Source organism: Pseudomonas sp. LBUM1648 (genome assembly GCF_059716145.1).
Genome location: NZ_CP166808.1, coordinates 2401122 through 2423513, shown reverse-complemented (window position 1 = coordinate 2423513; position 22392 = coordinate 2401122). Strand labels below are relative to the sequence as shown.

Sequence of the window (22392 nt, the reverse complement as noted above, 5' to 3'; positions counted from 1 at the left end):
GCCATGGCGATCAAACAACTGCTAAAACGCACCAGTGGCTGGCTCTATCTGAACTCGCACGTGGGGCGTAATCAATTGCAAGGCGCCGGCGTGATCCTGATGTTGCACCGGGTACTGGCCAACGACCGCGCAGCCGATCTGCCGCACCGCAACGAATTGTGCGTCGGGCCCAAAGCCTTCGAGCATTTGCTGGTGTGGTTGCGCCGACACTTCGACTGCGTGCCGCTGATGGAAATCCTCCAGCCCAACTCCCTGCGCAGCGAGCGCCCACGGGTGGCGCTGACCTTCGATGACGGCTGGCGCGACAACGCGGTCAACGCCTTCCCGTTGCTGCAAAAACATCAGGTGCCAGCGAGCATTTTTCTCTCCACCGACTTCATCGGCAGCCGGCAGCGCTTCTGGTGGGAAAGCCTGGGCGAAACCCTGTGGGGCAGCCATGGCGACAAGGCGCGTATGCACTTGATCGAATGCCTGCACGCCAGCGGTCATCCGGTGCCCGTGCTGGTGGATGACATTGATGTCGATCGACGCAGCCTGTCGATGCTGCATTACCTGCAAGGGCTGAAGACGCTGGCGCCACGAGAGCTTGAACGTCTGACCGATGAGTGCCCACCGGAATCACAACCGCAAGCCCTGGACTGGCATCAGGTGCGCGCACTGGAGGCGTCCGGTCTGGTGCGGTTCGGCCCGCACGGCGCCAGTCACGCGATCCTCACCGGTCTTGATGATGTGCGTTTGAACGAAGAAATCAGCCGTAGCCGCCATGCCCTGCAAAACGGCTGCAACCGGCCGCTGCCGGTGTATTGCTACCCCAACGGCGACAACGACGAGCGCGTGCGCAAGCAGATTGCCGATCACGATTATCCGTTTGCGCTGGGCACCGGCACCGGCATTTATCGCGGTGAAGGCGATCCGCTGAACCTGCCGCGTTTCGGGGTCAGTCAACGTACCGCGCGCAATCCGCAGTTGCTGTCGTGGCGGATATTTCGCGGGGCGCGGCCATGAGTCGAGGCAACTACCTCAGGCATCTGGCGCTGAGCATGGGCACCAAACTGGCGATGATTGCCCTGCGTTTGCTGCGCAACGTGCTGCTGGCGCGGATCCTCGGGCCGAGCGAACGTGGTTTGTTTGCCCTGCTCAGCACCCTGCCGGACTTGATCAGTGCCGCCACCAGCGGCGGCTTGAATTCGGCGGTCGGCTATCAAGCCGCCAAGCAGCGGCCGATGGGCTTGTTGCTCAGCCAGGTGTTGGTGTTCGGGTGTTTGCTCGCCGCTTTGCTGACCTTGCTGGTGGTGGCGCTGGCGCGGGAGTTTGGCAGTGAACTGGATGTGACGATGCAACTCGGGCTGCTCGCGTGGCTGTTGCTGCTGGCGGTGCCGATGACGGTGCTCAAAAGCGGTCTGCTGACCTTGCACAACGCCTCCGGCGGCGTGGTCGCATTCAACGTCTTGCGTCTGGTGGAATCGCTGGCGCCACTGCTGCTGTTTCTCGGCTTGTTCTGGATGTGGAAAAGCGCCGCCCTGGAAGCGGCGCTGATCAGTTGGCTGGCCGGGATCAGTCTGGTGGTACTGGTCGGTTGGGTCTGGCTCAAACGCGCGCAGCCGCTGCAACTGCAATGGGATCGTGCCAGCCAGAAAGAACTGCTGCGCTTCAGTGCGCGCAGCCATCCGGATCTGCTGTTCCAGCAAGTGATTCTGCGTTCGGACTACCTGTTTATCGGCGCCCTGCTCGGCAGCACCGCGCTGGGCCATTACGCCATGGCCAGCGCCGCCGCCGAACTGCTGCTGATCGTCCCGGAAGCGGTGACCACGCCGCTGATGAAGCGCCTGTTGCAGCAGGACGCAGGCATGGACAAGGTCACCCCGCTGGCGTTGCGCCTGACCGCCACGGTGATGCTCGGTGCCTGCCTGACCATGGCGGTGATCGGCGAATGGCTGATCGTCACGCTGTTCGGCGTTGCTTACCAACCGGCCTATCCGGCGCTGCTCGCCTTGCTGCCGGGGCTGTTGGGCTTGTGCTACGCGAGCATCCTGCGCCTGGACTTGATCGGCAAAAATCGCCCCGGCACGGTGTCCATGCTGATGGGCCTCGGCGCCCTGCTCAATCTGGCACTGAACCTGGTGTTGATTCCTGCCTACGGGATCGTCGGCGCCGCAGCCGCCTCGTCGATTGCCTATCTCGCCGTCACCGTGGCGATGCTGGTGTTGTACTGCCGCCTGAGCGGCGTGCCGCTCTGGCAAACCCTGATCATCCTGCCCAGCGACATCACCCCGATGTGGCTGATGCTGCAACGTCGGAAGGCCGCATGAAAGGCCTGGCCCTGCTGTTCGGCCTCGGCCTGTCGCTGGATGCGTTTGCTGCGTCAATGCGCTGGGGCGAGATCCGCGACGGCAGCCTGTATCTGCAAACCGATCGCCCGGACACAGTGACCGTGCGCTGGACGCCGGCATGGCAGGCGGATGCCAACGAAGAGCATCTGTACCTGCTCGACGGTCAGGGCAAGTTGCAGGGTGAGCGGTTTATCAAAGCCGACGAAATTCGTGGCAGCCAGAGCTGGCCACTGGTGCCCGGCGCAGCCAGTTATCGACTGGAAATCCCCGGCTACAGCTTCCGCAATTACCGGGTCGAACATGACGAACGTACGATCGCCTTGTTCGCCCCGGCCAAGGTGCATTTCAGCGTCGATACCCGTCACGGCGACGAGCTGTTTTTCAGAGTTGCGCCGGGCGAGCGCGCGGTGCTCGCCGGCAAATTTCACGGTGGCGTCACCGCGTTGCAGGCGCAGCGTGCAGGTGATGGGCAATCGTTGACGCTGGCGCTGAAACCCTATCGGGCCTATTGGCAATTCGATCAGGTCGCGCTGCCGGTCAGCGACCGTGAACAAGTCTGGCGCATGCGCGTGCAAGGCAGCGGCAAAGCCGCGTTCTGGCTCGACGGCACGGCCAATCTGTTTGCGCAGAATCCGCAGCAACTCAAAGCCGTACGCGAAGACGCCGGTCAGACGCGTTTGACCCTGCACGACAAAGTCCTCGGGCGCACGCCGGATCTGGGCATCGCCCTGCCCTATGTGATGCCGCCGCCAGCCAGTCACGCCGCGCTCGATGCGCTGAAACCGACAGCGGCGAGTTACTACAGCTTTGTCGATGTCACGGCGAAGGAGCCGCATTTCGAAGACGCGTTCCGCCAGTTTTATCAGGATCGTTTCGGCATCAAACAGGACATCACCCTGCTCGCCGGCAGTCAGCGTCAGGCTGATCTGCGCGCCGATGTGCAAAGCAACAGCGGCCTCGACGCCTGGCTCGCCGGCACCCGCGCCCTGGGTGGCAAAGGCACGCATTACATCGGTTTCGCCGACGAGCCTAATCTCAACTATTCAAGCTACGAACAATACCGGGCGATCTTCAGCAGCATGGCGCGGCAGGTGCGCAGCGACCCAGCCAACGCCAAGGCAGGCGTGCGCATCGCCATGCCGGCCAGTTCGCGGCTGGTCAATGGCCCGTTCGCCAACAATGCGGCCGACAAGCGCGGCATCGATTGGGCGCGGCGCTTGCTCGCGGAGTCCGGTGATCAAGTCGATGCGCTGGCGTGGCACGAATGGATGATCCGCGATCTGCTCGCCACCCGCGTCTACCGCGACAGCGTGCGTCGTGCTGCTGAACTGGTCGGCCTCGATGGCCAGGGCCAACCGCGCAAAACGCTGCTGCTCGATCAGACCAATATGTCCAGCGGCTCCAGCCTCAGCCCCTACGATCAGGAAACCCACTACGCGTCGCTATGGTGGGCCTCGGTGGTGATCAACGCCTCGCAGGACGGCTTGCTGAGCATGCTCAACTGGTTTCAGGCCGCCGATGAGCCGCAGTACCCCAAGGGCATGTTGCGGGTGTCGGCCGACGAAAATCGCTTCGAACTGAAACCGGTGGGGCTGGCCCAGCAGTTCATTGCGCAACACTGGCTGCATCAAGTGTTGTGGCTGGAAAACGATGCGTTTGAAGTCGATGTGCTGGCGATGGCCGGCGACGAGCAGCGTGAGCTGCTCGGCGTAAACAAAGGCACGCGTTTACAGCGTGTCGATCTGAGCGGTGCCAAGTGCCCGCTGAACAACGGCGCGTTGCGTTACTTCGGCGCCGACAACCGCAGCCGCGATGCGCCTTTTCACTGCCAGGACGGCCGTGTGCGCTTCGAGCTGCCAGGACAAACGCTATTCGCTCTGAGTTGGAGCGCTTCATGACCGCCCTTTTGATGTTCTGCCGCGCCGGCGTTCGGCCGCGCGACGCATCGTCATCAGGAGTGAACACCATGAATATGCTGCGAAAACTGACTGAAAACATCCGGCAGAAAGGACTCTCTGCCACGGTGAAAAAAATTTGGAAGCACTACGTGTTTTTCCATCAGGAATTGCTGTGGATGGAGCGCGATCTGGTCAGCCCGGTGCCACCGCACAGCCTTAAACCTTATCCGCCGCTGCGGGTGGTGAAGATCACGGCGGACAACGCCAACGCCTTCGCCCGCTATTTCGGCGACCGTGTCGGGACCATGGCCGAACTGGCCAAAGAAGGTCACACCGGGCACATGCACCTGGACGATCAGGGCGACGCCGTGGCGTTCATCTGGGGCTGCGCACAGGACTATTTCGACCGGCATTACTACGGTTGCCTGTTCCCGGTAAAACCTGGAGAGTTCTTTGAGTTCGGCGGTGAACTGACCCGTGCCTATTGGGGCACCGAGCTGTCTGTGGACCTGCAACTGGAGTTGTGGAAAGCCATGACCGCCCAGGGCTGCGACACAGTTGTCGATGTCTGCGAGTTCCATAACGTACCGGCACTCAAGCTGCACCTGCGCATGGGCTATACCGAACAACACCGGATCATGAATGTTTACACCCTGTTCGGTCGCTGGCGCTTCTACCGCGAAACCCGCTACAGCGGTTCGCGCCTGGATGCCCTGCGCAAACCTTCCCGACCACCTGTAACAGCAACGGCGGCCTGAGCCTATGGTGACGCGATTCGAATGGCGCACTTCACTGTGCGCCGCCGACTTCCCGGCAGCAGCCTATGAGACGCTGCGCCTGCGGGTGACGGATCACACGCCGTTCAACAACCTTGGCTGGTTGTGTGCGGCTGAGCAGGCACTTGGCGAGGGTGAGCATCTGCACATTCTGCTGGGTTGGGAAGCGGAGGAATTGCGTCTGTGCTTGCCGCTCGTGGCGAGTCGCGAGCGCTTTTTCGGCGTACCGCTTCGAGTGTTGCATCACTTGGGCTATCCGCTGGCCGATCGACTGGCATTGCTCTCTTTGCTCGGCAGCGAAGACATGCGCGAGGCCTTGCTGTTGATCCGCCAACGCCTGCCCCACGCGTTGCTGCAACTCAACGAATTGTCCGAGCCCGCCGGTGAAGAAAGCGCCCTCACCGAGTGGATGGCCCACAGCTCCACCGGTGAGCGACGGCTGAGCTGTCGGGTGCCAGTGCATCTGATCAGCGAGGCGGATCATCAGGAAGTCTCCGGCGATCCACGCTACAAACTGCGTCGGGCGCGCAAGCGGATTGCCGACTGCGGTGCCGAGGTGCGGCGGATCATTCCGGATGCGATTTCGATGGGGCCACTGCTACAGCTGATCAGAGAAGTCGAAGCGGTGAGCTGGAAAGGTGACGAAGGCGTCGGCATTTTCGCCAGCGAACACAGCCGCCAATTGATCGAGCGCGCGTTCACCGCGCTCGCCGACCAAGGCCTGGTGCGGGTGGTGACGCTGGAGTTGAACGGGCGTTGCATCAGCTACCGGCTCGGGCTGCTCGAACAGGGTCGACTCTACGATTACAACCTCGCGTTCCTGCCGCAATACGCTGATCTGGGCAGCGGTCGGGTGTTGCTGGAAGAGTGGATTCGCTGGGGCCTGGACGATCACTGGCGCTGGATCGATGCCTCGCGAGTGAGCCTGGAAAACTCCAGCCATCAACTGCATGAGCGCATGACCGGGCAACTGGAACACTGGCGCTGGAGCTTCTATTCCTGGCGGCCCAGTGGTCTCGCACTCGGCCTGGCGTTGCGCGTATGGCAGCGGTTCAAACCTGCACTGCAGCAGTGGCGAGCCAAGCGCGCAGACAAACCTGCACCCATCGTCAAACCTGTCGCGATCACCAAGGAGGGCGAACCAAATGCCGCGCCAAGTCATAGTCAACGCTGACGATTTCGGCCTCAGCCCGAACGAAAACGCGGTGATCTTCGCCGCGTTTCAGGCCGGGGTGATCAGCTCCGCCACCGCCATGGCCACCATGCCGGCGTTCGAAGCGGCCTGCGCCATGGCGCGGCATCCGTCGCTTGAGGGCCGGGTCGGGCTGCACTTCAACCTGACTTACGGGCGGCCGTTGAGCCAGGCGATTCTGGCTCGTCGCACGTTCTGCGATGGTTATGGTGTGTTCGACCTCAGCCTGCCGCGCCATCGCTTGTGGCTTTGCCGTGAGGATCGCGACGCGGTGCGTGAGGAGTTGCAGGCGCAGTGGCAGCGCTGTGTCGATCACGGTGTGCGCCCGAGCCACATCGACTCGCATCAGCACGTTCACAACATCTGGCCGATTGGCGAGATCGTCGCGCGCTTCGCCGCGCAGCAAGGCGTACCGATTCGGCTGGCGCGCAATCTGGGGCAAAACCTCAGCCTGCCCAAACGCGTGTTCAAAGGTCTGCTCAATTGGCGTTTGCAAGGTTTGGCCGGGGCCACTGCCGACTACGTCTGCACGCCGGTGGACCTGCGCAACGACAGTGCGCCGACCGACGGTGTGCTGGAAATCGTCGCCCATCCGACTCAGCTTGGGTCGGATTTCGGCGATGCCTATCTCCCCACTGACGAGTCCCTGAGCCGCGTGCTAGAGCGGCAGCTGAAGGGCGTTCCACGGGTTTCCTACGCAGATCTGAACAAGGAGTTTGTGCGTGGTGCCACGGCACTCGATTGACTTACATACCCTGCAATACTTTCCAGGATGGCACTTTGAAATGAAATTGAAGGCTTGATCTATACCCACAAAAGCACCATCCACAGCACCCTGGCTTCGGCCACGGAGGACATCATGAGCGTCATCGAAAAACTACAAGAACGCATCCGTCAAAAAGGCCTCGGCCGCACCTTCGGCACGATGTGGAAACGCTACGTGTTCTTCCATTGGGAACTGCTGTGGATGGAGCGCGACCTGGTCAGCCCGGTGCCGCCGCACAAGCTTCGCCCTTACGACGGCCTGCGCAAAGTCGACATCACCCCGGAAAATGCCGGGGCGTTCGGCAAACACTTTGGTGACCGCGTGGAGACCATGGCGGAGCTCGCCGCCGAGGGGCACACCGGGCACATGTACCTCGATGCGGACGGTCATGCCGTAGGGTTTATATGGGGCAGTATTCGCGACTATCACGACCGCCACTATTACGGCTGCATGTTCCCGGTAAAACCCGGCGAGTTCTTCGAGTTTGGCGGCGAAATGATCCGTGCCTATTTCGGTAGCAGCCTGTCGGTGGACGTGCAAGTCGCCCTCTGGGAAGCCATGGCGGCCCAGGGCTGCAACAAGGTCGTGGACGTTTGCGAAACCCACAATATCCCTGCGCTGAAACTGCACATCCGCATGGGCTACCAGGAACAGGGGCGCATCACTCACGTCTACTGCCTGTTCGGCCGCTGGAAATTCTTCCGTGAAACACGCTACGAAGGCTCGCGGCTGGAGCCATTGCGCAAACCGGAGCGGCCGGTGGTGAGCGCGGCGGCGCAGACTTGAGCCAATCCACAAATGTATGGCGGCATTGATGCCGCCATCGCTGGCAAGCCAGCTCCCACAGGGTTTTGGGTGTACTCGGTATTTTGTACGACACAAAATGGCTTGCCAGCGAAGAGCCCTTTAGCCGCGCTGATGAATCTCAGACTTTGGTGGCAACCAAGGTGAAACACATCGGTAACTGCGCCTCCCGGTTCAGATACCGGTCATACAATTCCTCCCGATTCGAATGCGCATATTCCTTGAAGTGCGCGATGTTCAGCCCTGCCCCGATGGCGCCGCTGAAGATCGCGCCGAGGTTATGCACGAACCAGTAGGACTTCGCCGCCTGCTGCTCGACCTTGCCGACATAGACAATCGGTTCTTCCTGCACGAACGGCTCGGCGCGGAAGTACGAGCTCGCGAGGCGATACGGATCCTCGGCGTCGGGGTCGACCATTTCCAGAAACGGGTGGGTTTCGTAGATCACCAGTTTTCCACCCGGTTTCAGCGTCGACGCAACGTGACGGAAGAATTCGCCGATGTCGGGCATCCAGTTGAGTACACCGATGGTGATCAGCGCCACGTCGAAGCGGTTGTGCAACGATGCCGGCAGTTGATGGATATCGCTTTCGATGAATTCGGCGTTGTGCGCTGAGCGGCTGTTCAGCTCACGGGCCTGATCGAGAAACGCGCTCGACTGATCGACACCGACCACACTGCGCGCACCGAGGGCAAACAGCGAAAGACTTTCGCGACCGTTGTTGCAGGCCAGTTGAACCACGTCTTTGCCGTCGACACCGACCTCTTCCAGCAACCCGCGCAGCGTGTCGTCGAGGCAGCAAAAATCCGCCTGTTCGACGTCGTTAATCAGCGCCTGCCAGTCAGGCGATTCCTGATGGTGGCGGGCGGAATCGTTCCACGCCTGACGATTGCTTTCGATGGCGTTTTTATTGTTCGGCACTTCCATGGCGCACTCCGGACGATGCTCTTGATTGAGCGGTCGGAGTCTAGATCAGGCTGTCAGGTGTAATTGTCGAAAACTTGTAAGCGACGCTCCTACAAAACAGGCGCTTTTCGCCCACAAGTGTCGACGAATTATCCTGGACCGATAGAAGACTTGGCCGACTGCTTATCTGTATCTACTTGGATACAGTCAGTAATGAGGTGCAGTCATCGTTCTACTGGCCGGAGGCGACAAATCCTCACAAAGCGCAGACATCCGGCGCGCAAAAAAAATGGCAAGGGAGGTTTAACCATGAGCCAGACTTTGACGAATTTCGACATGGCGACATTGTTGGACAGTGACGAGGCCATCAGCGAATACCTGTCCCAGGTTCTTGCAGATGGCGATAACGAGGAGTTTCTTCGAGCAATAGGTTATGTGCTCAGAGCCCGCGGAATGACGCAGATAGCCAAAGACGCAGGCATGGGTCGTGAAAGTCTGTACAAGGCGTTCGCGCCAGGCGCAAAGCCGCGCTTCGACACCGTATTGAAGGTCATCCATGCCCTTGGCATTGACCTTTGTGCACAACCGGGGCATTTGATCAATCACTCGACATCTTGAGCTCGTGGATGGCAGAGGCAGCTATAGTTAATAGCCTTGGGGAAAACCGCACTCGCAGGTGCCGCCATGCAAATGCTCAATCGGCTGTTGTTGACCGTCTGTCTGCTCGCCGCCACTTCGGTGCAAGCGCTGGACAGCAATTTCGTTTACTACGGGCCGAACCAGCCCTTCGCCCACCCAGCCCCGTATTCGCTGAACGCCACGCCTCCGCGGCCCTTTGATGACACGGCGCCGCAGGATTTCGTGATCATTCCCGACCGCCGTGTGTTCTCCGACTCGCAACTGCCGACGGTGGCGGATGCGACAGTGCGGGTGTTTATCCGCACGTACGATGCCGAGCGCGGGATTTATGTGAATGACGAGGTGCTCGACCCGAGTTGTGTGCTGGAGTGCCTGAGCCGTCAACAGCACTGAGCCTGGACCTTGAACATCGATCATCCGCTGTAGGAGCTGCCGAAGGCTGCGATCTTTTGATCTTGATCTTAAAAACAAGATCAAAAGATCGCAGCCTTCGGCAGCTCCTACAGGGATAGTTTTTGCCTGATTACCACTGGCGTTTGTCCGGGCGCGCGAGGCCGAGCTTTTCGATGCGGTAACGCAGCATGTCGCGGCTCAGGCCCAGCAAACGCGCGGATTTGGTGACATTCCAGTCGGTCTTGTCGAGCATCTTGCGCACCATGTCGCGCTCGACTTCCGGCAGGTTCATCGATTCGGTGTTGCTCGCCGGGCGTGGTTCGTAATGCGTCGGCACTTCGTGCAGGTGCAGCGGCGGCTCGTCGACCAGGCTCATGCACACGTTCAACTGATGCGCGGCGATGGTGTCGCTCGGCGCCAGCAGCACGGTTTGCTCAAGCATGTTGCGCAACTCGCGCACGTTGCCCGGCCAGGTGTAACTGAGCAGCAGCTCTTCGGCCTGCTGGCTGAAATGCAGGTTCGGTTTGCCGTAGCGTTTGCCGTGGCTGGCGAGGAAGTGCCGGGCCAGCATCAGGATGTCTTCACCTCGGGCATACAGGCGCGGCACCTTGATCGAAATGATCCGCAAGCGGAAAAACAGATCGCGACGGAATTTGCCCTGCTGGACCATTTGCTCAAGGTTGCAGTTGGTGGCGCTGATCACCCGTAGATTGACCTTGCGCTCCTTCACCGAACCGACCCGACGAATCGTCCGGTCCTCCAGCAACTTCAACAGCTTGGCCTGCAACAGCAGATCCATTTCCCCGACTTCATCGAGAAACAATGTCCCGCCGTCAGCGGCTTCCACTAACCCCACGCGACGATCCTTGGCGTCGGTGAACGCGCCCTTTTCGTGGCCGAACAGTTCCGACTCGACCAGATTCGACGGGATCGACGCACAGTTGAATTCAATGAACGGGCCTTTGCTGCGTGGGCCGTCGAAGTGCAGCGCGCGGGCCACCAGTTCCTTGCCGGTGCCGGTTTCGCCCTCCACCAGCACGGGCGGCAAATCGGTGTTGGCCATGCGCCGTTCGGCATCGAGCAACTGGCCGATAGTGTTTTTCAGGTACTGCATCGGTGCCGACTCGCCGATCAGCGCCTGAATGCCGGACTTCTGCGCCTCGCGTTCCTGATAGAACGACAGCGTGCGCTCCATGCGCTCGGTGGCCAAGGCCTTGTCGAGCAGCAGTTTGAGCTCCGGCAGCGCAACCGGTTTGGTGACGTAATGAAAGGCGCCCTCCTTCATGGCCACCACGGCATCGTCGACGTTGCCATAGCCGGTCATCATGATCACTTTCAGATCCGGCGCGCTGATACGCAGCTTCTGGATCAGGTCGTGCCCACTCATGCCCGGCAGCGAGTTATCGGTCAGCACGATGTCCGGCATGAAGCTGCCCAATTGCTCCAGCGCGTCTTCGGCCGAATGGCAAACCGTCACCTCGAAGTCTTTGCGCTCCAGGTAGGTCTGAATATTTTCGGCCAACAGTTCATCATCCTCGACCAGCAGAATGCTGTGCTCCATATTCCCCTCCCGATGCCACTTTGAAGTTGAGACTGACGCGGGTTCCTTCCTGCTCTTTGCTGGTCAAGACGACCGAGCCCTGAAAACGCTCCATGATTCTTTTGACCAACGCCAGACCAACCCCGAGGCCGCCCTGCTTGGTGGTGAAAAACGGTTTGAACACCAACAGTTGCTGTTGCGCACTCATGCCCTTGCCGGTGTCGCTGAGGGTCATGCTCACGCTGTCGGCCTGCGGTGTTTCGAATTCGACGCTGAGCACACCGCCCTTGGGCATGGCTTCCAGAGCGTTGGCAAACAGGCTATTGAGTATTTGCGTGAGCAGCACCCGCTGACTGACGACTGGCGGGCAAGGTTGCGGACTGAAGCGCACCTCGACTCCATTGCGTTTGATCAGCGCGTCGAATGCGCCCAGAGTATCTTCGACCGCCAGAACCAGATCCACTGCCTCGCCTTCCTCGCCCATCGGCCGCAGCGACACCAGCAACTCACGCACCCAGCGCGACATGCGATCGACCTGGCTGATGATGTCGCCGATATTGCGCTGCGCGCCCTCGCTGGCGACTTCCTGCGCCAGTTCGGCGCTGGAGCGGATGGTCGCCAGCGGATTGCGCAGGCTGTGGGCCACAGCCGAGGACATCTCGCCCAGCGCGACAAAGGTTTCATTGCTGATCAACTGTTGCTGCTGGCTCTGCAGCAACTGCGCCGCCCGTCGGACGATCCAGAACAGCGCGAGAAAGATGGCAGCGCCACCGAAGAACGTCGCCGCCCAGATCGAGGCGAAGCCACGGTCAATGCGCGCCACCAGATCCGACGGCTCCTTGTAGACCTCGACCATCGCGACTACTTCACTTTTGTCGGCGTTGAACATCGGGATGTAGTTCTCGATGAACAGGTATTTGGGCTCACGCAACAATTGCTGCTCGGGCTTTTCGTCATCGACCTTGTGATAGCTGGAGGACACCGGCACTTTCATTTCGAACGATTCGTCCAGTTCATCATCGTCTTCGATGCGCACGCCAATCAGCTCAGGATTGGTCGACCAGATCACCGTGCGATCCTCGGCATACACGGTGGCGAGCAAAATATCCGGCAAGTGCTCGACATGATCGAGAAACTCGATGCGCGCCGCCGCACGTGAGCCCGGATTGACGTCGGCAAAGGCATTGTCCTGACGTGGGTCGAGCATTTCGCCCATGGTGCGTTTGGGGGTAATCCCGGCGTGGCGGATTTCCGCATCGCCGATGGCCTGAATGAATTGCGCCGTCAGTAGCGCATCACGCTCGACGCTTTCGGTGACGACGAAACGCGTGGAGATATAGCCCAGCCCCAACGCGACGGCGGCAATGATCAGAAAACTGGCGATCGAGAACCAGCGCAGGAGATTGAATCGCTCGCGCCAGCCCTTGCTTGCTGCTGCCGATGCGACCGGCGCAGGTATTTTTGGAGATTCCAGACTCTGCATGGGAGTGCCTTGGAGTGCTTGTATCGGACCGTTACAGCCGCCTTCATGAATCAGTGTAGGTGGCTATGACCGCGACACAGGTTTCAATGATGCTATTTCGCCGCTACTGCATACGACTTGCCGTCGCGGCTGGATCGCCCGGTTTTACTGGCGTCAATGCGCCGCCGGCCAAGGGTTGGACGGACGGCTGCTGACGCTCGGTTTCATCACTGAGGAAGTCGATGATCGCCTGCGCGGACTGCTCGTCCAGGCGCAGGTTGGGCATCGGGATTCGCTCGAATTGTTCAAACAGTTGCAGCGCGATCGGGTCTTTTTCCGCGAGCAGGCGATCCGGCTCGCGAATCCAGCGGTTGAGCCATTGCGCATCGCGATTGCGAGTCACGCCAATCAAGTCCGGGCCGATACTGCGCATGCCGATGCCCTGGCCGTCCTGCGGGCCTAGGCTGTGGCACGACGCGCAACGCGTGCGGAACAGTTCTTCGCCGTTGCTCGGTGGGCGGATCTCGGGCGCGTTGGCGTAGCTTTCTTCGGCGCTCGGCTGCTTCCAGTTCTGCAAGGTATTGGCCAATTGATCGGCGAGAATCCACGGATTTTCGAACGGCGAGGCTTTCATCCAGCGCCCGGTGGTCTGGTTGCCGACGATCAGGCTGAGGTTGTGATCCTTGCTGCGGCCGTTGTCGACGCCGTCGATGAACAGCCCGAGCTTCTTGCGCAGGTCGGTGACGTCTTCAAACTCGCCAGTCAAAAACTTCCAGCCGGGGCCGATCTTGAAGCGTTGCGCGTAGGCCTTGAGCACTTCGGGTGTGTCGCTGAGCGGGTCGATGCTGATCGAGTAGAAAAACACGTCCTGGCCAACCCGGTCGCCCAACAGTTTCTGTACCTGGCGCAGGCGTGCGGTTTCCAGTGGGCAGGAGTCGCTGCACGAAGTGAAGATGAAGTTGATCACCACCACTTTGCCTTTGATCAGGTCATCAAAAAAACGCACCTGCCGACCATCCTGATCAGTCAGCAACGTGTTGGGGAAATAATCGCCGCCCCACGGGGTGGCGGATTCAGCAGCAGACTGCTCGCCGACACCGGCCTGGTGCGCCAGCAGCACGCGACTGCCGAGCACACAGGCCACCAGCATCAGCACCAGGTGCATGCCCAGCGCCCGAGAGCGCGGGTTATGCACGGGGCGGTCGACAGGCCGGCGGTTCATGGATTGACCAGCACTTGCGGGCCAAAACCGTCGCCGTTACGGAAGGTCGGCAGCGCGGCGGAGTTGACGTAGCGCACCCCGTCCCAGCTCGGCAGCGGGGTCGGCATCAACTGAAATTGCCCGGGTTTTTCAATGTCCCAACGCAGCAGCATCGAGTTGTCTTCATGCTGGGTGTTGTGACAGTGCTCCATGTAGGTCCCGGCAAATTCGCGGAAGTTGATCGCCATCTCGACGCTGTCCAGACCATCGATTTCCGACCCGATACGGTAGACGTCCTTGCGCGCCCATTTTTCCCATTCCGGTGGTGCCTTGCCGCCGCGACTGAGGATGATGCCCTCCTCGAAGTGCACATGCACCGGGTGACTCCAGCCCTTGCCGCCGGCCTTGATATTCCACACCTCAAGGGTGCCGAAACCGCTGACACCGGCATCGGTCGGGCCGCTGGACAACTGGGTTGAGGCATTCAGGCGACGTGGGTCCATGTGGAAGCCGAAACCGCCATCGGTCTTGACCGTCCACGGCGCTTCATCGGTGCCGTCGGAACGGCCGAAGGTGAAGGTGCGGTGCCGGGCCTTGGCCAATAGCGCCTTGTCGGCAGCATTGTCACGGTGGATCTTCAGCGGGATCATCACCAGCCCTTCAGCCTTGCCCGGTTTCGCCGGTTCGTAGGCCGCAGGGTTCATCGCCAGATCCTGACCGGCATAAGCCTTGACGTTGAGTTGCAACAGCTTGCCCACCGCCGGATCACCCTTGTCCCATTGCGGGCCCTTGCTGGTCTGCTTGAGTACCGGCAGGTATTTCTCCGAGAGCACATCCGCCAGCGGGATCACCTCTTTCGGGCCTTTGCCATCGTCGTGGGCTTGCAGGTTGAGGAAGAACAGCTTGTCCCCCGGTTTGATGCCGTTTTTCGCGAAGTTGACGATGATGTCGAAGCGCTCGGCGATGCCTTGGGTCGGCAGGATCGCGTTGTGGTTCTGTTTGTCACCGTCGGCATCCAGATCCATGCTGCCGTCGAACGGCACGCTGTGTTCCATGATGTTGCCGTCGTTGGCAATCATGTGGAACGGCACGCGGCTGTAGGACACGCCGGAGTTTTTCGGGCCCTGGAACTCGCCGCCGCTGCCCTTCACTTCGCGCACCAGCGCCAGTTTGAAGTAGCGCGACACCGAGCCATTGAGGATGCGCAAGCGATAGCTGCGCGCCCGTACATCGAGGGTTGGTTTCCACTGCCAGTTGACCAGCACTTGATCGCCGATAAAGCCGTCGGTGTTGAACGGGTTGAACCACAACTGGCCTTCCTGATCCCAGGCCTTGTCGGCGAACACCAGGTTGACGTCGTAGTCGCGGTTGCCCCACGGCAAGGCGCTGCCGCTGGGCAAGCGCAGGTTGACGCCGTCGTCCACCGACTCGTTGCCGCGATCCAGGGCGCTGTAGTAGTTCATCATCGCCGCGTTGCCCTTGTAGACATTCTGCGCGGTGAAATCGAGCATGTGGTCGTGGAACCAGTGGGTGCTCATGGTTTCGCGCCAGTCGCCTCGGATCTTGATGGTGCCGTGGTCGCAGGTCTTCTTGCTCGGGGCCAGGTCATTGACCCACAGGGTCTCGCCCGCCGCACAAGGAAACGCCGCACGCGGGTCTTCAGCCTTGGTGTTGATGCTGTCGTAACCGGCGAGCTGAATCGGCCAGCGATAGTCGTAGAACTGCCCCGGAAAGAAGAACGCGTTGGCATAGCCGTCACTTTCTGCCGGCGCGTGGCCGTTATGCTCGTGGGTGCTGATGGTGTGCAGGCCAAAACCGCGGTTGGCTGATGGATCAATCGGCAAGCCGTTGTAGTGACGCATCAGCACCGGTTGGCCGTAACGCACCATCAACAGTTTCGGCGGCAACGTGCCATCGAAGGTCCACACCGAATTGTGGTTCTGCGCCGGCATGGCCGGGTGGAAACGGGGGTCGACGCCCCTGGCGGTGCCATCGGTCACTGGAACCCCGGCAACGTTGTGGTACAAACCGCCCGGGCCGAATTCACCGACCGCGTAGCCGTGCATTTGCCGGGCATCACGCAGGCCACCGTTGACCCGTACACCGGTCTGCACGGTTTTGTAGGCCGCTTGCGGGTAAAACTCGTTCCAGCGCTGATGCGACCAGCCTTTTCCCGGTGGCCGCCCTTCGGCGGACGAGCCGATGTGACGGTTGAGGAATACTTCGATCTGTGCCTGCCACGGGTTGCGGTCGACCACGTTGGAGAACTGGCTGGGGAATGGCGTCAATCCGGGTTGGCGCAGGAACGCATCCAGCGCGGTGCCGGGTGGCGCACTGCGTGCGATGTTGTTCGGGTCCTGGGCCGGTGCCGGGCCGATGGCGGCCGGCGGGAACGGCAACGGCGCGGCCGGGGTGGTCGGGTCGAGTTTTTCCGGGCCAAACTCTTCGAACAACAGCAGTTGCTGAGTGAACGGTTGCGCGCCGTACAACGGGCTCGGTTTGCCGTTTGTGGGGTAGTTGAAACTGGTCTGCACCGTCGGCGGCAGGATGTTTTCCGTGCGTGGGGTAATGCGCGAACCTTTGACCCCATCGGGCAAATCGAAGGAGTCTTCGTTGGCCTCGGGCATGGTCAGGATCGCACTCAGCGCGCCGGCGCGATCCACCGGTTCGTCGTAATACGAAGAGGGGTCGGAGGGTTCCGGCTGATTCTCGTCATCGATGGGGCTGGCTCGCACACCGGTCAGGGTGCCGAGGGTCAACATCAGAAAGACGCTCAGAGGCGTCAGTCGGAAGGTATTGCCGGGTTCACGCGTTGTTCTGTCCATCACCAGCCACCTCATCAAGGAAGGGGTGATGGTGTTTTGCAACTACCGCGCCAAAATATTATTTCCAGTTGTAACAGCGACTTGGGGTTGCTGTTGGTTGCCCCACTCCCCGGCGACTGGGGCCTGACACCCACTGATGGGGAAAGTTCAGAAAACTCTTCGAGGTTATGGAACCCGCCGAAAAGCCAGGCGAACCGTGGTCCCCTCGCCTTCACGGCTATCCAGAGTGACACCTCCGCCGAAGCGTTCCATGATGCGCTTGACCAGCACCAGGCCGACGCCCAGGCCACCGGACTTGGTCGTGAAAAACGGCCGGAAGGCCATGCTGCGCTGTTCTTCATTCATGCCTTTGCCGGTGTCGCTGAGCACCACGCACACAGCGCGGTCGCCACTGGGTTCGAGGCTGACGGTCAATGTGCCGCCCTTGTCCATGGCCTCCAGCGCGTTGGCCAACAGGCTGTTGAGGATCTGCGTCAGTTGCACCGGCTGGCTCAACACCATGGGCGTACTTTGCGGCTGAAACACCACTTGCACGCCGGCCCTGGCGATCTGTTGCTCGAACGCGACGAGGCTTTCGTACAGCGCCGCCACCAGATTCACCGGTTCCGGGTCATCGTTGAGCGGGCGCAGCGACTGCAGCAACTCGCGCACCCACTTCGACATGCGATCGACCTGACCGATGATGTCGTTGATGTTCTTCTGCGCGGGGCCGGCGTCGAACTCCAGCGCCAGTTCGGCACTGGAGCGGATGGTCGCCAGCGGATTGCGCAGGCTGTGCGCCACGGCTGAGGACATCTCGCCCAGTGCGACAAAGGTTTCATTGGCAATCAATTGTCTCTGCTGCGCCGCAAGCAGAATGGCCGCGCGCCGCACGATCCAGTACAGCCCCAGATAAATCAGCCCGCCGCCCAGCGCAGTGGCCAGCCAGATCAGCGTCAACCCGCGTTCGATACGGGCAATCAGGTCTTTGGGCTCCTTGTAGATCTCGACCATCGCCGTAACGTTTTTGCCGTCGGCGTCGAACAGCGGAATGTAGTTTTCAATAAACATGTAGTCCGGTGGGGTGACGAATTTCTGCTCCTCACGCTCCTTGTCGACGTTGTGATAACTGGCCGACACCGGAATCTTTTCATTGAAGGCGCGATCGAGGTCTTCGTCGGAATGAATGCGCGTGCCTTTCAACGCCGGGTTCGTCGACCAGATCACCAATCGATCGGGGGCGTAGATATTGGCGAGGATGACATCCGGCAAGTGTTCGATGTGATCTAGAAACTCCCCACGGGCATTGGCCCGGGCTGCCGGATCGACGTCGGGAAAATCCTTGTCCAGGCGTGAATCGAGCAACTCGCCCATGGTCCGCACGTTGGGAATCGAGACATGACGCACTTCGGCCGAGGCGATGGCCTGAATGAATTGCGCCGTCAGCAAGGCATCGCGCTGCACGCTTTCGTCGATCACAAACCGTGTCGACACCATACCGAGCGCCACGGCCACAGTGCCGATCACGGCCATGCTGATCAGCGAGAACCAGCGCAATAGGTTGAACGGCAGCGTGCGCGAGCTCAACCGTAGATTGCGGTCCTCGACTGGAAGCGATTTCGACTGCATGTTCATGGCGACGACGTCCCGATACTTCCCTATAGGGTTATAGCCCACGGTTGGGGCTTTGCCCGGATGCGGGGCCATCTACCCGATTGCGCTAGTCGCCAAACACCGCAGAACCCTGTGGGAGCGAGCCTGCTCGCGAAGGCGGTGCGTCAGTCGACATTTTCTTCGCAACAAGTCCGCTTTCGCGAGCAGGCTCGCTCCCACAGTTTTTGCATCCCCACCGCCCCCAATCCTGGGGACTGGCGCCCTATCCAGGCCGAACCTCCAACTTACCTCCAAGCTCCGCAAGCCCTCTAATCCAAGCCTCTCGAGCACTTTCGCCATAACTTGGCATGGAAGGTGTACAGGCCCTCTGCAACTGACCCACCCCCAAGGGGCAGGTACTTTGATAGAGGGATTAACTCATGCACCCTTTACTGTCCAAAACCGCGACCGTCCTGGTCGTGAGCGCCTTGGCTCAGGGCATTGCCCAGGCCGCTTTATTCGCCGTTGATCCGGGTCCGTACACGCCGGCCAACGGCGGTTTCGCCAGTTGGTATCAGGACACCCACGGCCGTACCCTGGATCTGTGCCTGTCCAAAGCGCTCAGCTCGCGAGTGCCCAGCGCTCCCGGCGCGCCTTCGTACATGTGCACACTGCTGCCAACTCCCGGCGTGTTCGATGACGCACAGCCGATTGTCTTCCCGACCAACTTCCCCGATGAAGCGTTCTGGTTCACCGGCGAAACCACCATCATTGATGCCGCACGCGGGATCGACCTCGGTTTCGTCAGTGCCATCGAAGCCGCGTTCGCTGCCGAAGAACCGGTGGAAGGTGATCAGGTCAGCTTTGCGCGGATCCGTATCCGCGTCGATGTACCGACCGCCGGCACCTACGTGATCACCCACCCGTACGGCGTCGACGTGTTCAACATCGACACCCCCGGCCGGCGCGCGATCAACATGACCCGCGACATCGGCATCGGTGTACCGCAAACCTACGACGGCGCGCTCAAAGGTGACATTGGCCCGTTCCTGCGCAGCGTCAATGGCCCCTACACCGAGACCAACCCGGTGACGGGCGCCGCCGAGCAGTTTGTCGGTGACCCGAACCTCAACGAAGCGGTCACCGGTAGCCCGTTCAACACCAACTACGTGCGGATCGAAGGCCCTAACGGTCTGGATCTGCGTTCGACCACTTTCGCCGTCTCCGGCAAATTGTCGACCGTAGTGCGGCCAACGCCAATGATCACCGAGCGCAGCACCTACTCGCGCAAAGCCGGCGACAGCGCACCCGTGGCCCAGCAGGACGTGTTTGTGAAAGCGCCGCCCGCACCGGGCACCGTGGCCGTCACCAGCAGCACCCCGGTGCTGAACATGACCGAAGCCAACTCAACCGGTGCCTGGTACGCGCAATCGGCAGTCAACCCGACATTGCCGACCACCCTGCAAGTGACCGCCGACAACCACTTGGCCATCGCCAGCAGCACGCCAACCACCCTGCCCATGACCCTGACCGACCTGGTGGTGATCCAGCGCGCCGAGTACAGCCTCAGCTCCGGGCAGTTGACGTTGGTCGCCTCGACCAGTGACGAGACCTCGCCGCCGGTGCTCACCGCCAGCTCCTTCAGTGGTGCCGCCATTGGCGCCCTGAACGGCGACGGCGCGGTGAAAACCCTGGCCACCGGGATCTCGCCGATACCACCGGCCAAGGTTCGGGTGACGTCGTCCAACGGCGGCAGCGATACCGAAGAAGTGGTCATCGTGCAATGAACGCTCACATGCCCAGATCCGTATCAGGAGGCATCATGAACAAGTGGCCACGCTTTGCGCTCAACGCGCTCGGGCTTGCTCTCTCGCTGACCGGCAGTGCCTATGCGCAACTCGCCGCCGTCGACCCCGGCCCCTACACCTTCGCCACCGGGAAATTCCCGATGTGGTACCAGGACAACAATTTGCTGTCGATGGAACTCTGCCAGTCGCGCGCCGCCAGTTCGCGAGTGCCTGTCAGCACACCACCGTCCTACATGTGTATTTTGCTGGCCGAGCCTGGGATCTATGACGACGCCCAGCCGATGATCTTCCCCGATAACTGGCCACCGGAATCGTTTTGGTTCCTGGCAGAAACCACGATTCCGCAAGTCGGGAACAGTGGTTATGAACTGGAAGCCTACGTGGCCGCGATGGAAGCGGCGTTCGCGTCGGAGAACCCGGTCGATGGCGATCAGGCGAGCTTTGCGCGGATCCGCATTCGGGTCTCGGTACCCACCGCCGGCACCTATACCATCACCCACCCCTACGGCGTGGAAACGGTCAATGTCACCACCCCGGGTCGGCGGGCGATCAACATCACCCGCGACATCGGCATCGGTGCCCCAGGCAACTTCAATGGTGCTGTGAATGGGGCTATCGGCCCGTTTCTGCGCAGCGTCAACGGCCCTTATACCGAGGTGAACCCGGACACCGGCGCCACCGAAACCTTCGTTGGCGACCCGAACCTCACCGAGGCGGTGACCGGCAGCCCGTTCGACACCAACTTCGTGCGCATCACCGGTCCCGCCGGCACGATCCAGTCCAATATCTTCAGTCTGTCCGGCAAGGTGCTCGACAACCGTCAGCAAACTCAGGTGGAAATCGACCGCGCCACCTATCACCGCACTGCCGCTGGCGTGCGTGCCGAAGTGTTTGCCAAGGCTGACAGCAGCTCGGCGCTGTGCTTCCGGGAAACCGTGGCATTGCTCCCCGGCCCGCCGCCGACGCCTTGTCAGACCAGTCTGCTGGGTGACAACAACGGCCTGTTCTTCGGTCAGCGCCTGGGCACCGGCGCCGTCCCACCGGTCGTGGTGGTGACCGCCACCAACCCTACCGGTACCACGCGACCTACGGCCGTGTCGGCCAAACTCACCGACGTGGTGAAAGTGCAGACCGCGCGCTACAGCTGGAGCAATCACAGCCTGTTGATCGAGGCCACCTCGACCGATGAAGTGGCCGTGCCGGATATGGTCGCGCAGGGCTACGGACGTCTGTCGAAAACCGGCACCCTGCAACGCATCACCATCGCCGACCTGACCCAGCCACCGGCTACCGTAACGGTCAAATCCGCCGCCGGCGGCAGCGACACCGAGGCTGTTGTGGTGGTCGGCACCGCGCCGAACACCGGTGAGAACCAACCACCGATCGCCAATACCGACGCCGGCAGCACCAGTTTCGGCGTACCGATCACCCTCAGCCTGTTGACCAACGACAGCGATCCCGACGGCGACACGCCGCTGAGCATCACCGCGCTGACACAGCCGGCTGCCGGCCAGGGCACCGTCGCCCTCAGCGGCTCCACCGCTGTGGTCTACACCCCGCCAGCCGTGGTGAACGCGCCACTGACCACGACCTTCACTTACAAGGCACAAGACGTCAAAGGTCTGGCCTCGACGGCTCCGGCCACCGTGACCATCACCGTAGCGCCTAACCGGGCACCGACTGCGGTCGCCGACAGCGTCGCGACACTAGGCGTGGCGATCCCGATCAACGTCCTGGCCAACGACACCGATCCGGAAGGCAACGTGCCGCTGGGCGTCGCCAGCCTGACCCAACCGGCCGCCGGCCGCGGCACGGTCAGCACCGACGGCACAGTGATCACCTACACCCCACCGGCCACCGTGACCACAGCGTTCACCACCACCTTCACCTACATCGCCCGGGACAGCTTCGGCGCCCAGTCGACGTCGGCCACGGTGACGGTGCAAGTCTCGCCACGGCCAGCGGCGGAGACCTTCGCAGTCACCGCCTCGACGGTGCAGGCACGCTCCGGTGGACGCTTCAACTGGGACTTCACCGGCACCTCCTCGGTGACCACCGGCAACACCATCACCGTGCAGGTCACCACCCCGACCGGGCTGGTCACCTTGGGCACGACGACGGTGCCGCTGACCGGTCGCTGGCGGTTGACGCTGAACAACACGACGGTGGTGCCATCGGCTAACCCGACCGCAACCATCCGCTCGTCCCAGGGCACCGTGCGCACGGTGTCGGTGAACACGCTTTGAACCTGCGCCCCACCCACTTTCGGGTGGGTGGGG

17 protein-coding genes are annotated in these 22392 nt (G+C 61.3%); 11 read left to right on the top strand and 6 right to left on the bottom strand.

Going from position 1 to position 22392, the window contains the following annotated elements; genetic code table 11:
- Positions 1-3 precede the first annotated feature (3 nt).
- From ACA043_RS11210 to ACA043_RS11180, 7 genes are all read left to right on the top strand, one after another.
- A complete protein-coding gene (locus tag ACA043_RS11210) occupies positions 4-1005 on the top strand; it encodes a polysaccharide deacetylase family protein (RefSeq protein ID WP_187677035.1) in 1002 nt (333 codons plus the stop codon).
- Positions 1002-2309: an oligosaccharide flippase family protein gene (locus ACA043_RS11205; protein ID WP_497659217.1), complete on the top strand. Its 1308-nt coding sequence runs from the start codon at positions 1002-1004 to the stop codon at positions 2307-2309. The genes ACA043_RS11210 and ACA043_RS11205 overlap by 4 nt, the downstream gene beginning before the upstream one ends.
- Positions 2306-4228 (top strand): hypothetical protein, encoded by a 1923-nt coding sequence (locus ACA043_RS11200; RefSeq protein WP_497659216.1) that lies wholly within the window; start codon positions 2306-2308, stop codon positions 4226-4228. Before ACA043_RS11205 ends, ACA043_RS11200 begins: the two co-directional genes overlap by 4 nt.
- 68 nt (positions 4229-4296) lie before the next feature.
- Positions 4297-4986 (top strand): N-acetyltransferase, encoded by a 690-nt coding sequence (locus ACA043_RS11195; protein WP_497659215.1) that lies wholly within the window; start codon positions 4297-4299, stop codon positions 4984-4986.
- Between the two features lie 4 nt (positions 4987-4990).
- Positions 4991-6178: a GNAT family N-acetyltransferase gene (locus ACA043_RS11190; RefSeq protein ID WP_497659214.1), complete on the top strand. Its 1188-nt coding sequence runs from the start codon at positions 4991-4993 to the stop codon at positions 6176-6178.
- Positions 6150-6941, top strand: a complete 792-nt coding sequence (locus ACA043_RS11185) for a ChbG/HpnK family deacetylase (RefSeq protein WP_187677030.1) — start codon at positions 6150-6152, stop codon at positions 6939-6941. Before ACA043_RS11190 ends, ACA043_RS11185 begins: the two co-directional genes overlap by 29 nt.
- Before the next feature lie 114 nt (positions 6942-7055).
- Positions 7056-7748, top strand: coding sequence for a GNAT family N-acetyltransferase (locus ACA043_RS11180; protein WP_489880810.1), 693 nt, complete (start codon positions 7056-7058; stop codon positions 7746-7748).
- Positions 7749-7887: 139 nt separating this feature from the next.
- Here the strand turns inward: ACA043_RS11180 and ACA043_RS11175 are convergent, their stop codons facing one another.
- The gene (locus ACA043_RS11175) at positions 7888-8694 is read right to left on the bottom strand and encodes a class I SAM-dependent methyltransferase (protein ID WP_497659213.1); all 807 of its coding nucleotides are present in this window, start codon (positions 8692-8694) and stop codon (positions 7888-7890) included.
- Between the two features lie 288 nt (positions 8695-8982).
- On the opposite strand from ACA043_RS11175, the gene ACA043_RS11170 reads away from it, so the two are divergent.
- A complete protein-coding gene (locus ACA043_RS11170; RefSeq protein WP_187677027.1) occupies positions 8983-9291 on the top strand; it encodes an addiction module antidote protein in 309 nt (102 codons plus the stop codon).
- A 66-nt stretch (positions 9292-9357) separates the two neighbouring features.
- On the top strand, positions 9358-9705 hold the full coding sequence (locus tag ACA043_RS11165) for a hypothetical protein (RefSeq protein WP_497659212.1): 348 nt from the start codon (positions 9358-9360) through the stop codon (positions 9703-9705).
- 130 nt (positions 9706-9835) lie between these two features.
- Here the strand turns inward: ACA043_RS11165 and ACA043_RS11160 are convergent, their stop codons facing one another.
- From ACA043_RS11160 to ACA043_RS11140, 5 genes are all read right to left on the bottom strand, one after another.
- Positions 9836-11266 carry a sigma-54-dependent transcriptional regulator gene (locus ACA043_RS11160; RefSeq protein WP_401265752.1) on the bottom strand — a complete coding sequence of 477 codons (1431 nt, stop codon included), beginning with the start codon at positions 11264-11266 and terminating at the stop codon, positions 9836-9838.
- Complete coding sequence (locus tag ACA043_RS11155) at positions 11235-12728, bottom strand: sensor histidine kinase (RefSeq protein WP_497659211.1); 1494 nt, start codon at positions 12726-12728, stop codon at positions 11235-11237. Before ACA043_RS11155 ends, ACA043_RS11160 begins: the two co-directional genes overlap by 32 nt.
- Positions 12729-12831: 103 nt before the next feature.
- A complete protein-coding gene (locus ACA043_RS11150; protein WP_401265756.1) occupies positions 12832-13929 on the bottom strand; it encodes an SCO family protein in 1098 nt (365 codons plus the stop codon).
- Positions 13926-16733 carry a multicopper oxidase domain-containing protein gene (locus tag ACA043_RS11145; RefSeq protein ID WP_497659210.1) on the bottom strand — a complete coding sequence of 936 codons (2808 nt, stop codon included), beginning with the start codon at positions 16731-16733 and terminating at the stop codon, positions 13926-13928. Before ACA043_RS11145 ends, ACA043_RS11150 begins: the two co-directional genes overlap by 4 nt.
- 165 nt (positions 16734-16898) lie before the next feature.
- Positions 16899-18347: a sensor histidine kinase gene (locus tag ACA043_RS11140; protein WP_401265760.1), complete on the bottom strand. Its 1449-nt coding sequence runs from the start codon at positions 18345-18347 to the stop codon at positions 16899-16901.
- A gap of 398 nt (positions 18348-18745) precedes the next feature.
- Here ACA043_RS11140 and ACA043_RS11135 point away from each other — a divergent pair, with 398 nt between their 5' ends.
- Complete coding sequence (locus tag ACA043_RS11135; protein WP_497659209.1) at positions 18746-20092, top strand: hypothetical protein; 1347 nt, start codon at positions 18746-18748, stop codon at positions 20090-20092.
- Between the two features lie 35 nt (positions 20093-20127).
- Positions 20128-22359, top strand: coding sequence for an Ig-like domain-containing protein (locus ACA043_RS11130; protein WP_497659208.1), 2232 nt, complete (start codon positions 20128-20130; stop codon positions 22357-22359).
- Positions 22360-22392: the final 33 nt, after the last annotated feature.